The 13,622-nt window shown below is 68.1% G+C and carries 8 protein-coding genes; 1 reads left to right on the top strand and 7 read right to left on the bottom strand.

The window, feature by feature from the left end:
* Positions 1 to 903 precede the first annotated feature (903 nt).
* From D456_RS0107740 to metH, 7 genes are all read right to left on the bottom strand, one after another.
* Positions 904 to 2,697: an ABC transporter ATP-binding protein gene (locus D456_RS0107740; protein ID WP_017575598.1), complete on the bottom strand. Its 1,794-nt coding sequence runs from the start codon at positions 2,695 to 2,697 to the stop codon at positions 904 to 906.
* Between the two features lie 85 nt (positions 2,698 to 2,782).
* Complete coding sequence (locus tag D456_RS0107735) at positions 2,783 to 3,796, bottom strand: ABC transporter permease (protein ID WP_017575597.1); 1,014 nt, start codon at positions 3,794 to 3,796, stop codon at positions 2,783 to 2,785.
* Between the two features lie 92 nt (positions 3,797 to 3,888).
* The gene (locus D456_RS0107730) at positions 3,889 to 5,634 is read right to left on the bottom strand and encodes an ABC transporter substrate-binding protein (protein WP_017575596.1); all 1,746 of its coding nucleotides are present in this window, start codon (positions 5,632 to 5,634) and stop codon (positions 3,889 to 3,891) included.
* Between the two features lie 71 nt (positions 5,635 to 5,705).
* On the bottom strand, positions 5,706 to 6,752 hold the full coding sequence (locus D456_RS0107725; RefSeq protein WP_017575595.1) for an ABC transporter permease: 1,047 nt from the start codon (positions 6,750 to 6,752) through the stop codon (positions 5,706 to 5,708).
* A gap of 550 nt (positions 6,753 to 7,302) precedes the next feature.
* On the bottom strand, positions 7,303 to 7,824 hold the full coding sequence (locus tag D456_RS0107720; protein WP_017575594.1) for a hypothetical protein: 522 nt from the start codon (positions 7,822 to 7,824) through the stop codon (positions 7,303 to 7,305).
* A gap of 194 nt (positions 7,825 to 8,018) precedes the next feature.
* Positions 8,019 to 8,726, bottom strand: a complete 708-nt coding sequence (locus tag D456_RS0107715; protein WP_017575593.1) for an HAD family hydrolase — start codon at positions 8,724 to 8,726, stop codon at positions 8,019 to 8,021.
* A 202-nt stretch (positions 8,727 to 8,928) separates the two neighbouring features.
* Complete coding sequence (metH, locus tag D456_RS0107710; RefSeq protein ID WP_017575592.1) at positions 8,929 to 12,402, bottom strand: methionine synthase; 3,474 nt, start codon at positions 12,400 to 12,402, stop codon at positions 8,929 to 8,931.
* A gap of 292 nt (positions 12,403 to 12,694) precedes the next feature.
* Here metH and D456_RS0107705 point away from each other — a divergent pair, with 292 nt between their 5' ends.
* Complete coding sequence (locus D456_RS0107705) at positions 12,695 to 13,534, top strand: PAC2 family protein (protein ID WP_017575591.1); 840 nt, start codon at positions 12,695 to 12,697, stop codon at positions 13,532 to 13,534.
* Positions 13,535 to 13,622: the final 88 nt, after the last annotated feature.

The raw sequence follows: 13,622 nt of genomic DNA, 5'->3' as shown, positions 1-13,622 counted from the left end.
CCTACGGTGCCCACAAGAGCACTATCAACCGCCCGGACCGGCACCGCCTGGGCCTCGAATCCGACACCGGCAACAAGAACCACAGCCGAAGCCGGTTCCGGCAGCAATACCCACGCGCCGAAACCCGCCCAGCCACACGCACACCCACCACCCCCGGGCCTCCACACCACAGACCAGGAACCCGGCCCCGGGCACCGCGCACACACCAGCCACCCCCGGCCTCAATGCCCCGCCGGGAGCAGGCGGGGCCAGGCCCGAAGGGCCGGTAGTTGCTCCCGCAAGGGCCCGTAGTTGCCTTCCGCAGGAGCGAACCACCCCCCGCACGCCGCAAGCGGTGGTCACAATGCCGCGCCCCAGGGAGTGAGTATGCGCCCACCATTTCTTCTGCTGCCGGGGCGCCGGGGGTGGCGGGGTTCGTCGAGGTGGGTCGGGAAAGCCCGGCATCAAGGGTCGGAGCGCACACCCCGAGGCGCCCCACACCAACCCACCACACACCCGCCACCAACCCCGCAAAGAAACGTGTGCGGGGGTGGCGCCGACGAGGGTTGCGCGCAGACCCGGCCGGGCTAAAATCCCGACCCCGACGAACCACCACCCCCGGCACAACAAGAAACCCCCGCCCCCAACCCCAGGACCAGAGCCTTCAGCCCTCAGGCCCCGACCCCGACACAAGTTAACGAAGTACTGCTAGACGGGTCCGCTTCTGTCCTCGGCCCGTGCGGTTCTCGGGTTCACCGGGGCCCTGGTGCGGATGCGGTTCTTCCCGGCGGTCGAGCGATGGTGTTCGGCGACGGCGCCCGCCCGGGGTGCAGACGGCCCTCTCCCCCGGGGGCCTTCGGGCTCCGGGGCGCGAAAAGGGCGGGGCCGCCGGTGAGCGGTCCCGCCCTCGGGGTTCAGGGTGGGTCAGGCCGAGCTCTGGGCCACGTTCCTCTCCTTGCGTTCGGCGCGCAGGCGTCGGGACTCGTCTGCGTCCAGCACCGGGGCCGCGGCCAACAACGAACGTGTGTAATCGCTCTGCGGAGCGTCGTAGATCTGGTCGCTGTCACCCATCTCCACGATCTCGCCCTTCTGCATCACCGCCACACGGTCACTGACCTGACGCACCACCGCCAGATCATGGGCCACGAAGATGTAGGTCAACCCGAAATCGTCCTGCAACTCCGACAACAGACGCAACACCTGGTCCTGCGTGGACACGTCCAGAGCCGAGACCGGCTCGTCGCAGACGATCAACTTCGGCTTGAGCACCAGGGCCCGCGCGATCGCGATCCGCTGGCGCTGCCCACCGGAGAACGCGTGCGGGAACCGGTTGTAGTGGCCGGCCTCCAACCCCACCCGCTCCAACAGCTCACACACCTGGCTGCGCACCGCGGCACGGTTGCGCTCGCCCTGCACCCGCAGCGCGGTCCCGATCGCCTCGCCCACGGTCACCCGCGGGTTCAACGACGAGTACGGGCTCTGGAACACCATCTGCACGTCCCGGCGCAGCGGACGCAGCTCGCGCTCGGACATGTGGGTGATGTCGCGGCCCTCGAACTCGACCGTGCCCTCGGTGGGCTCGAGCAGGCGCATGATCATCCGCGAGAGCGTGGACTTGCCCGAACCGGACTCACCCACCACACCCAGGGTCTCGCCCTTGTTCAGGTCGAAACTGGCCCCCTTGACCGCCCAGAAGTCACTGGCACGGCCCCACAACCCACCACGGACCTTGAATTTCTGGGACAGGTCGCGTACCCGCAGCAGGGGTGCTTCTCCTTCGGTGTTTCCGGCGGGGGTGAAGGCGGCGAACTCGCCGGGTTCGGTGACACGGCCGGAGGCCTTGTCGCGTGCGGCGCGGTCCGCGCGGTCCTGGGCCCGGCGCTGGGCACGCGAGACCTCCACCCGCGGCACCGCCTCCAACAACGCCTGCGTGTACGCATGCTCGGGCTCGGCCAACACCTGCCGCACGTCCCCGCGCTCGACCGCAACGCCGTGGCGCATCACCACGACCTCCTCCACCGACCCGGCCACCACCGCCAGATCGTGCGAGACCAGGATCAACGCCATCCCCAACTCCCGGCGCAGATCGTCCAACAGGTCCAGCACCTGGGCCTGCACCGTCACGTCCAACGCCGTGGTCGGCTCATCGGCCAGCAACACCTTCGGATCGCACATCAACCCCATCGCGATCACCACACGCTGGCGCATACCCCCCGAGAACTCATGGGGGTAGGAGTTGATCCGCTTGGCCGGCTCCGGGATCCCCACCCGCTCCAGCGACTCGACCGCCTTGGCACGGGCCGCGGCCTTACCTGCCCTGGGATTGTGCACCCGGTAGGCCTCGACGAGCTGGTTACCGATCGTGTACTGCGGATGCAGGGACTGCATCGGGTCCTGGAACACCATCGCGATGTCGTTGCCCCGCATCGCCCGCAACCGCTTGTCCGGAGCGGCGTTGACGTCCTGGCCCGCGACCTCGATCGCACCCGAGACCTGCGCACGCGACCCCCGGTGCAGCCCCATCAACGCCAACGACGTCACACTCTTGCCCGAACCCGACTCCCCCACGATGCCCAACGCACCGCCGGCAGGCACCTCGAAGGAGAGTCCCCGGACCGCATGGACGTCATCGCCGTCCATGATCGGAAAACTCACCCGCAGATCATCCACGCGCACGACAGCACCTGTGGCGGTCGTTTCCGGTCCGGTCGAGGCCATGTCACGTTTCCTTCGTTCGAGACGGGAGTCGGGGGCCGGGGTCGTGCACCCCGGCCGAGGGGAACTGGGCGGTTGCGCCCGGCTGTCAGGCGGTGATGCGTACTCGCGGGTCGAGGACCGGGTAGAACAGGTCCACGACCAGGTTGCAGATCACGACGAAGACCGCGCCGAGCAGGGTCACGCCGATGACGACGGGCAGGTCGTTGTCGATGATCGCATCGATGGCGTAGGCACCCACGCCGTTGAGGGAGAAGACCTTCTCGGTGAGGATCGCACCACCCATGACCAGGCCGATGTCCAGGCCCAGGATGGTCAGGACAGGGGTGAGGGTGGGGCGCAGGGCGTGTTTGAAGATGACCTTGCGTTCGCTGAGGCCCTTGGCGCGCGCGGTGCGGATGTAGTCCTCGTTGAGGGTCTCGAGCATGCCGGCCCGGGTCTGGCGTGCGTACTGTGCCGCGTGCAGGAAGGCCAGGGTGACCCAGGGCAGCAGCATCACCTGGTACCAGCCGACCGGGTCCTCGGTGAAGGGCACGTAACGCGAGACCGGGAACAGGCCCCACTGGTGGACCAGGAAGGCCAGTGCCAGCAGACCGGTGAAGTAGATGGGCATGGACACGCCCACCAGCGCGGTGGACATGGCGATGCGGTCGAAGATACTGCCCTTCTTGACCGCGGACAGCACGCCGACGACGACTCCGCCGATGACCCAGAGGACGGCCGCGCCCACGGCCAGGGACATGGTGACGGGGAGCCGGTCCATGATCTGGGGCAGGACCGGGGCGTTGGTGATGAAGGAGTAGCCCAGGCAGGGGGCGGCGCACTCGACCGTCTCGCGGCCGAAGGTGTACTCCTGGCCGAGGACGAGGTTGCGCATGAACTCGATGAACTGCACCGCGATGGGCTGGTCGAGTCCCAGCCGGTCGACGGTGGCCTGGAGTGCCTCCGGGGTCGGCGCACGCCCCACGTACATGGCCGCCATGCCCTGCGGGGTGACGCCTGCCCACCGGGGCAGGACGTAGAAGATCCAGAAGGTCACCATCGTGACGACGGCGAGCAGCAGCAGCCCCGCTCCGAGGCGCCGGAGGATGTAGGTCAGCATCGCGGGCGGCGGCGGGGTACCCGCGGGGAGGAGCCCGCGGGCCCCGCCGCCTTCACCTGCCTTCTCGTACTAGTTCAGGCTGGTCGGGGAGACTAGTCCCGCTCCACGCCCAGGGCCATGAAGTCGTAGCCCATGAACGCGGAGTGGAAGTAGACGTTGGTGAGGTCGTCGGGGCGGTAGTACAGCGACCGGTCGAAGACGACGGGCAGGATCGCCGCGTTCTCCATGACCAGCTGATCGATCTGGCCGTAGATCTCGGCGCGCTCATCCGGGTCCTCGGTGGTCAGCGACCGGTCCCAGAGCTCGTTGATCTCGGGGTCGTCCAGTTCGGCGGTGTTGTAGTTACCGGTCTCCTGGATGTTCTCGCCGTGGGTGATCGCCGAGGCGAAGCCGTAACCGGTGGGCCAGTCGGCACCCCAACCGGAGACGCTCATGCCGATCTCGTTCTCACGGACGAAGTCCTGGGAACCGGCGTACTGGCCGAAGAACTGGGCGGCCGGGTACTGCTCGATGTCGACCTCGATGCCGACGCGGCCCAGGGACTCCTGGAGGGCCTCGGCGGTGTCGATGTCGCGCTCGCTGGTGTCGCGGACGGCGATGGTGGTGCTGAAGCCGTCCTCATCACCGCACTCCTCGAGCTTGGCCTCGGCGGCCTCGAGGTCACCGGTGTTGTCCTCGGAGGGGTACAGGTCCATCTCGGTGTCGGCACCGGCCAGGTCGGGCAGGAGCAGGTTGGTGGCGATGTCGCCGCCCATCTCCCCGCCCCAGGCGCGGTGCAGGCTGTCGCGGTCGGCCGCGTACATGATGGCCTGGCGGCAGGCCAGGTCATCGATGACCGGGGTGTGGATGTTGACGTAGCGCAGCGAACCGGCGTACGGGTTGTCCAGGTTCGCCTGGGCCGATTCGTCGTCCACGAGGCGGCCGTACATGGAAGTGCCCACCCCGTTGGACTCCAGGTCCACGTCCAGCTCACCGTTGGTGAGGCGCTCGTCGACCTCGTCCTTGTTGACGCCGAGCTCGACCTCGATGCGGTCCGGCAGGGCTGGGCGGATCGGGTCGGTCTCTGCGTCCCACTCCTCGTTGCGCTCCAGGTTCAGCCCCACGCCCGGCTCGTACTCGCCGTCGAACTTGTAGGGGCCCGAGGAGAGCACGTTCTCGCTGTAGAGCTCGCCGCGGTCGGCCTCGGGCGGCACGGGGGCGGTCTGCAGCTGGGTCAGGATGTAGGGGAACTCCGAGAAGGGGTCCTTGAGGTGGAAGACCAGCGTGTGGTCGTCGGGGGTCTCGATGGAGTCGAAGCCCTGGAGCGGGTCGTCACCGTTCTCGTAGACGTTGATGTCGTCCTGGTCGAGGAACTGGTTGAAGAAGTCCGGGCCGTGGGCGAGCGTGCCGCCGCCGAAGTTGGAGCGGGCGATGGCGTACTTGATGTGCTCGGCCACGATCTCGGTGCCGTCCTCGTACTTGAGGCCGTCCTGGATCTGGATCGTCCACTCGGTGAAGTCGTCGTTGGGCTCGGGCATGTCGACCGCGAGGTCGGTCGTCAGCTCGTTGCCGCCTTCACCGGGCTCGGGCTTGAAGCTGAGCAGGGTCCGGGCGAAGTAGCGGGAGAAGTTCCAGCTGAAGGCGTAGTAGGTGTCGCCCGGGTCGGTGGAGTCGAAGTCCGCGGACATGGCGTAGCGCAGGGTGCCGCCCTGCTCCTCGGAGGGGTTGACGACCTCCGTCGAGCCCTGGTCGAACTCGGCTTCGCTGTCTCCGCCTTCGGTCGCTGCGCCGCCACAGGCGCTCAGGAACAAGGATGCCGCCGCGCCGACAGCGACGAATCCGAGGGTGCGTTTCCTCAAGGGACTACCTCTCTGAAACAAGGGGATCGGGTGAGCCTGGACCGGGCCCTGCCCCGGTGGGGGCCGGGACGTCAGTCCGAGGTCTTGGGGTCGAAGGCGTCGCGGAGCCCGTCACCGAACAGGTTGAACGCCAGCACGGTGACGAAGATCGCCAGGCCGGGGACGATGATGAAGTACGGGGCCTGCTGGTAGAGCGGCACGGCTTCGGAGAGCATCTTGCCCCAACTGGGGGTGGGCGGGTTGATCCCGACCCCGAGGAAACTCAGCGCGGCTTCGAAGAGGATGTTGGTGGGGATCAGCAGCGTCGCGTAGACGATGATCGGCGTCACCAGGTTGGGCAGGATCTCGCGCACGAGGATGTGGCCGGTGCTCGCGCCGAGGCTGCGGGAGGCCTCGACGAATTCGCGTTCGCGCAGGGCCAGGGTCTGCCCGCGCACGATACGTGCGATGTAGGGCCAGTTGAAGAAACCGATGATGAAGACGATGACCCCGATGCGCAGTCCGTTGCCCTCCAGGCCGAAGAGACCGTCGGGGACGACACCCACCAGGGCGATGGCGAAGAGCATCAGGGGGAAGGCCAGGAAGATGTCCATGGCCCGGCTGATGAGCGTGTCGATCCAGCCGCCGGCGTAGCCGGCGATGATGCCCATGACCGTGCCCAGGGCCACGCACACCAGGGTGGCCAGGAAGGCCACGATCAGGGAGATCTGTCCGCCGTAGACGATGCGGCTGAACAGGTCGCGCCCGGTGGTGGGTTCCACACCCAGGAGGTGGTCCGAGCTCATCGCGCCCCAGGGGTCGGTACCGAGGCCGGGGTTGTCGGGGTCGACGTAGGGCACTCGGCGAACCGGGTCGATGAGTTCCTGGTGGAACTGGGTGGGCGGGTAGCCGAACCACTTGGTCAGCAGCGGTGCCAGGGCCGCGGCAAGGATGAGCAGGACGACCACGATGCCGGAGACCATGGCCACCTTGTCGCGGCGCAGACGCTGCCAGGCGATCTGCTTCAGGGACCGGTCGTCCGGGCCGCTGCGCTGGCCGGGAGCCTTCGCGCCGGGGTCGGCGGCGGCGGGGCTCTCGGGCTGCTCCGCCGACTCAGGGGCACGTGAGCGCGCGCTCATCAGGCCACCACTCTCCACTCTTACTTCCGGCCGAGCCGGTGACACATGCTCGTAAGGGCACCTCGGGAGGGTCCGTCAGAGGCCCTTACGGCTGTCGGCCGGTTCTCGATACTGGCTGGGGTGGGCGTTTCTCGGACGCAGGAGGCGGTTGACCACCGCGCGCCGTTCGCGGGACGGGCCGGGTTCCGGCCACGGAGGGAACTGAACACGACCGCGTTCGCGCCGCCCTGGCTGTTACACAGCGCCAAATTTACTGGCCTTCAGCGCGCGAATCGTCCAAATTCTGACCATGTAGCGAAATCGTGACAAACAAACAAAAAAGTTACGAAAGCTACTAAACGCAGACAGTCTTCGCATTGGTCGGACGACCCTGCCCCAAGCTGCACGAAGACGGCAACAGGCGCAACTTACGGTACTCCTCAAGCAGGCCTGACGTCAGCGCCCCAGCCCTGGGCTATGGCAAGTGCTATGCGACGTGGAGTCATCGCCCGAACACAAGAAACGGCGGCTTCCGCTCTCGCGGAAACCACCGCCGCGGTCCCTCACGGGGTCATTCGATGCCGCGCTTCTTCAACAGGTCCTCGATGTCACCGAAGTCCATGTCGTCTCCCCCGCCGGCCGTGCGTGAGCCCTCCGAGCCCTGCGGGGCGCTCTGGCCGCCGCCGACCTGCGACGGAGGCGGGGAAGCCTCTGCCTCCCGGGCGCCCCTGCCGGAGGAGCCCTCGGTGGGAGTGCCCTTGCCGGAGGAGCTCTTGGCCGCGCCCGCCTTGACGCCCACACCTCGGGCCTTCATGAAGCCGGAGACGAAGTAGAGCAGGACTGCCAGGCCGGCCAAGGCGATACCGGCCCACACGACCGGGTTGAAGACCATCGTGGCCACGATGGTGAACAGACTGGAGACGAACATGATCACCGAGCGCATCATCCCCAGCAACCCGGCGGCGAGCGGGACCAACGCCCAGGCCAGCGCCCTCAGGCCGTAGGCCGCCCCCTTCCTGCGCCAGAGGAAGAACGCGATGACGAAGCCCACCAGCGCGAGTGCGGCTCCCAGGGCCAGACCGAGTGTCGCCATATCCGAGTTCATGACGCCAGTCTCCCATCCGGCGCACGGGTACACATCAGGCCGATCCCGGAGGGTCCCCCGAGACCTGCCCCGAACCGGCGCCGGGTTCGGGTCCGGGGCGTACTTCCCACGTTACCCACCGCCCCGGGTCCGGCTCTGCTCCAGGGCCCGCATCCGGCACCGGACGGAACGGCTCCGGGCGGTCAGTCCGGGGCGACCAGCGACTCCAGCCAGTCCAGGTCCACACCGACCAGGCTCTCCCGCACGACGACGCCCTCGCGCGGCGGGACCGTTACGTGGTGGGGCACGGCCACGGTCACGCACCCGGCGTCGGCCGCCGAGGCCACACCCACCGCGGAGTCCTCCACGGCCACACAGCGGGACGGGTCCACGCCCAGACGCCGGGCGGCGGTCAGGTACGGCTCGGGGTGGGGTTTGTTCGCGCCGACCTCGTCGCCGGCCACGGAGTCGTCGAACAGGTCCAGGCCGATGCGGGCCAGCGCCGCGTCGATGAGCTCGCGTTCGGTGGAGGTCACCAACACCACCGGGACCTCGGAGTCGGCGAGCACACGCACCAGCTCGGCCGCGCCGGGGCGGGCCTCGGCCCCGCCGGCGAGCTTGGCGCGGAAACGCGCGTAGAGCATGGTGGCCACCTCGCGCGGGGTGAGGTGGTGGGCGCCGGTCAGCTCGATGATGTAGCGGCCCACCGGAACGGCCGCGCTGCCGACGTTGCGCTGGTGGTCCTCATCGGTCCAACGGCCGCCCAGTTCGGCGACCAGGTCCGCCTCGGCCTCGTTCCACAGCCCTTCGCTCTCGATGAGGGTGCCGTCCATGTCCAGTAGGACGGCCTGCAGGCGGCGCTCGGGTGCGGCCCCGGCGGGGTGCGGACTCAGGGTGCTCTGTTCACTCATAGGCGCTGCGGTGCTCCCGCCCTCCCGGTCCGGGACGGAGGGCACCGCGGTCTCCCCTCGTGTGTCTTGGAACGTTCTTTCCACGATACGGACACAGGTGCTGCGACCTGGCCCACGCCCCGGCCGGCCCCGCACGGGAATGCCGCACGCACGAACGGGGTCCCCGGGCGTTCCGGGGACCCCGCTACGGACGCGTGACCGGTCAGACGTTGAAGTAGGTCGCCTCCGGGTGGTGGATCACGATCGCGTCAGTGGCCTGCTCGGGGACGAGCTGGAACTCCTCCGAGAGCTTCACACCGACCCGCTCGGGCTCCAGCAGCCGCATGATCTTGGCGCGGTCCTCCAGCTCGGGGCAGGCCCCGTAACCCAGGGAGAAGCGCGCACCCCGGTAACCGAGCTTGAAGAACGCTTCGAGCTCGGCCGGGTCGTCGCCCGCGAAACCCAGCTCGGCGCGCACCCGGGTGTGCCAGTACTCGGCCAGGGCCTCGGTGAGCTGGACCGAGAGCCCGTGCAGCTCCAGGTAGTCGCGGTAGGCGTTCTTCTCGAACAGCTCGGCGGTGGCCTGGCTGATGCCCGAGCCCACGGTCACGACCTGGAAAGCTGCCACGTCGATCTCGCCGGACTCCTTGGGCCGGTAGAAGTCGGAGAGGCAGAGGTGGCGGTCGCGGCGCTGGCGCGGGAAGCTGAAGCGCTCACGCTCGGTGCGCCCGTCGTCCTCCAGGATCACCAGGTCGTCGCCCTCGCTGTAGCAGGGGAAGTAACCGTGCACGACCGCGGCTTCCAGGAGCCCGTCGGTGCGGATACGGTCCAGCCAGCTCCGCATGCGGGGACGGCCCTCGGTCTCCACCAGCTCCTGGTAGGTGGGGCCGTTGCCGCCGCGGGCGCCCTTGAGACCCCACTGGCCCATGAAGACGGCACGCTCGTCGAGGAACGAGGTGTAGTCGGCCAGCGGGATGCCCTTGCTGATGCGCGAGCCCCAGAACGGCGGCTCGGGCACGGGGTTGTCGGTGGCCACGTCACTGCGCGCGGGCATGTCCTCGGGTGCGGTGACCTCCAGGGTGGCGCCGCGCTTGACCTTGCGTCCGCGCAGTTCGGGGAGCTTGGCGCCCTCCTCCCCGCGCTTGACGGCCATCATGGCGTCCATGAGGCTCAGACCCTCGAACGCGTCCTTGGCGTAGCGGACCTCTCCGTCGAAGATGTCGGCCAGGTCCTGCTCGACGAAGGAGCGCGTCAGAGCGGCCCCGCCCAGCAGGACGGGGTACTTGTCGGAGATGCCCCGGGAGTTCATCTCCTCGAGGTTCTCCTTCATGATCACCGTGGACTTGACCAGCAGGCCGGACATGCCGATGACGTCGGCACGCTCCTGCTCGGCGCTCTCCAGGATGGCGTTGACCGGCTGCTTGATGCCGAGGTTGACGACGTCGTAGCCGTTGTTGGACAGGATGATGTCCACGAGGTTCTTGCCGATGTCGTGGACGTCGCCCTTGACGGTGGCCAGGAGGATGCGCCCCTTGCCGTCGTCGTCGCTCTTCTCCATGTGCGGCTCGAGGTAGGCGACGGCGCTCTTCATGACCTCGGCGGACTTGAGGACGAAGGGCAACTGCATCTGGCCGGAACCGAACAGTTCACCGACCGTCTTCATCCCGGCCAGCAGGTGGTCGTTGACGATCTCCAAGGCGCTCTTGTCGTCCAGGGCCGCCTGCAGGTCGTCTTCCATCCCGCCGGCCTCGCCGTCGATGATGCGCTGCTCGAGGCGTTCCCACAGGGGCAGCTCGGCGAGCTGGTCGGCGCGGGAGGCCTTCATGGCGGCGGCGTCCACACCCTGGAACATGTCGATGAACTTGCCGAGAGGGTCGTAGTCCTCGGTCCGGCGGTCGTAGATCATGTCCAGGGCGGTCTCGACCTGGTCCTCGGGGATCTGGTTGATCGGCAGGATCTTGGACGCGTGCACGATCGCCGAGTCCAGTCCGACCTTGACCGCCTCGTGCAGGAACACCGAGTTGAGGACGATACGGGCGGCCGGGTTGATGCCGAAGGACAGGTTGGAGAGCCCCAGAGTGGTCTGCACCTCGGGGAAGCGTTCCTTGAGCCTGCGGATGGCCTCGAGGGTCTCGATGCCGTCGCGGCGGGTCTCCTCCTGTCCGGTGGTGATGGGGAAGGTCAGGCAGTCGATGACGATGTCACCGGTGCGCATGCCCCACTCGCCGGTGAGCTGTTCGATGAGCCGGGTGGCCACCTTCAGCTTCCAGTCCGCGGTACGGGCCTGGCCGTCCTCGTCGATGCACAGGCCGACCAACGCGGCACCGTGCTCGGAGGCCAGACTCATGATGCGGGAGAAACGCGAGTCGGGTCCGACGCCGTCCTCGTAGTTGACGGAGTTGATGACCGCGCGGCCGCCGAGCGATTCCAGACCTGCCTGCAGTACCGCCGGCTCGGTGGAGTCGAGCATGATCGGCAGCGTGGAGGAAGTGGAGAAACGCGAGGCGATCTCGCGCATGTCGGCGGCGCCGTCACGACCCACGTAGTCGATGTTGAGGTCGAGTACGTGGGCCCCGTCGCTGATCTGGTCACGGGCGATCTCGACGCAGGCGTCCCAGTCCTCGGCGAGCATCGCCTCGCGGAACTTCTTGGAACCGTTGGCGTTGGTGCGCTCGCCCACGGCCAGGTAGCTGGCGTCCTGGCGGAAGGGCACGCTCTGGTACAGGGACGAGAGCGCGGGCTCGGCCAGAGGGTTGCGTTCCTTGATCTCACGGCCCTGCACCCGCTCGACCACCTTGCGCAGGTGCTCGGGGGTGGTACCGCAGCAGCCACCGACCAGGCTCAGCCCGAACTCACCGGTGAAGGTGTCGTGGGCGTCGGCCAGTTCGTCCGGAGTGAGGGTGTACTCGGCACCGTTGGGGCCCAGCTGGGGCAGGCCCGCGTTGGGCATGCAGGAGATGGGCACGCGGGCGTGCTGCGACAGGTAGCGCAGGTGCTCGCTCATCTCGGCCGGGCCGGTGGAGCAGTTGATCCCGATGATGTCGATGCCCAGCGGCTCCAGGGAGGTCAGCGCAGCGCCGATCTCCGAGCCCATGAGCATGGCGCCGTTCTGCTCGATCGCGACCTGGGCGATGATCGGCACGTCCTTGCCCAGGCTCTTCTTGGCGCGCTGGGTGCCGACCACGGCGGCCTTGATCTGGAGCAGGTCCTGGCTGGTCTCGATCAGGATGGCGTCGGAGCCGCCCTCGATCAGGCCTCGTGCGGACTGTTCGTAGTAGTCGCGCAGGTGGGCGTAGGAGACGTGCCCCAGGGTGGGCAGGCGGGTTCCCGGGCCCATGGAGCCCAGGACGTAGCGGGGGTGTTCAGGGGTGGAGTAGTCGTCCGCCACCTCACGGGCGATACGGGCTCCGGCTTCAGCGATCTCGTAGCTGCGGTCCTCGATACCGTACTCGACCAGTCCTCCGTAGTTCGCGGAGAACGTGTTCGTACCGATGCAGTCCGTACCCACGGCAAGAAAGGCGGCGTGGGTCTCCCGGACGATGTCGGGACGGGTGAGGTTGAGGATGTCGTTACAACCCTCGTGACCTTCGAACTGGTCGAGGTCGAGATCGTACTCCTGAAGCATCGTGCCCATCGCTCCGTCCGCGACGATGACACGTTCGTTCAGGACTTCACGGAAAGTCAGGCGATCTCTCATATTCGGCAACTCTAGCTCCCTGGCACCACAGCACCCCAGAGCGGCCCCCGGATGCGCGGCGTCGGGCCGATCTGTGGCGCATGGTGCGGGTCGACGTCGGTCTGCGGCGAAAGATCAAGGTATGTCCGTTTCGCTCGCCGCCAGGAGCGTACTCCATCGGGTGTTTCGGCATCTGGAACGGGTCTCCCACACTGCGCGGGATGCGGCCTTCGCACCGTGTGCGTGGAACGGTTTCCCGGGACGCGCGCCAACCCATAGGGTGGACTGGTCCGCGCGCAGGAAAGGGGCCACGATGATCAAGCTCGTCCGTGAGCTTGTCGAGCCTGTCATGGTGGTGGCGTTCGAGGGATGGAACGACGCCGGCGAGGCCGCGAGCCTGGCCGTGGAGCACTTGTCCAACCAGTGGGAAGCACGCCAACTGTGTGCCATGGCCCCTGACGACTACTACGACTTCCAGGTGGCACGGCCACAGCTGTCGGTCGTGGACGGGGCCGTCGAGGAGATCGAGTGGCCCACCACACGGGTGCGGCTGGCCTCACCGGCCGGAGCGGGGCGGGACGTGGTCCTGGTCGACGGCCCCGAACCGAACGTGCGGTGGCGCTCCTACGCCGCGGACCTGTTGGCGATCGCCCGTGAGCTGGGTGTGACGCGCGTGGTGATGCTGGGTTCGCTCCTGGCGGACTCCCCGCACACCAGGCCCGTCCCCGTCACCGGGATGGCCGCACCGGTGGGGCTGGGCACCGCACACGGGCTGGACCCGGCCACCTACTCGGGCCCCACGGGGATCCTGGGTGTGGTGCACCAGGCCTTCGCTCAGGCGGGACTGGAGACGGTCTCGCTGTGGGCGGCCGTCCCCCACTACGTGGCCCAGCCGCCGTGCCCGAAGGCGGCCCTGGCGCTGCTGGCGTGGGTGGAGGACTTCTCCGGGGTGCAGATCCCCCTGGGAGAGCTGCCCGAGGAGGCGGTCTCCTGGGAGGCCAACGTCGACGAGCTCACCGCGGAGGACGAGGAGATCTCGGCATACGTGCGCGGGCTGGAGGAGGCCAAGGACACCGCCGACCTCCCGGAGGCGTCCGGGGACGCGATCGCACAGGAATTCGAGCGTTACCTGCGCCGACGGGGCGAGAGCTGAGACGGGCTCAGGGCCGGGCTGCCCGAGTGTGAGCCATGTCCGGGCCGGACCATTATGCGCACTTTATCTGCCCTAGATAGCCTCGAGA

This window comes from Nocardiopsis kunsanensis DSM 44524 (genome assembly GCF_000340965.1).
Classification (GTDB): Bacteria; Actinomycetota; Actinomycetes; order Streptosporangiales; family Streptosporangiaceae; genus Nocardiopsis; species Nocardiopsis kunsanensis.
This window is presented reverse-complemented; position numbering and strand designations above follow the sequence as displayed.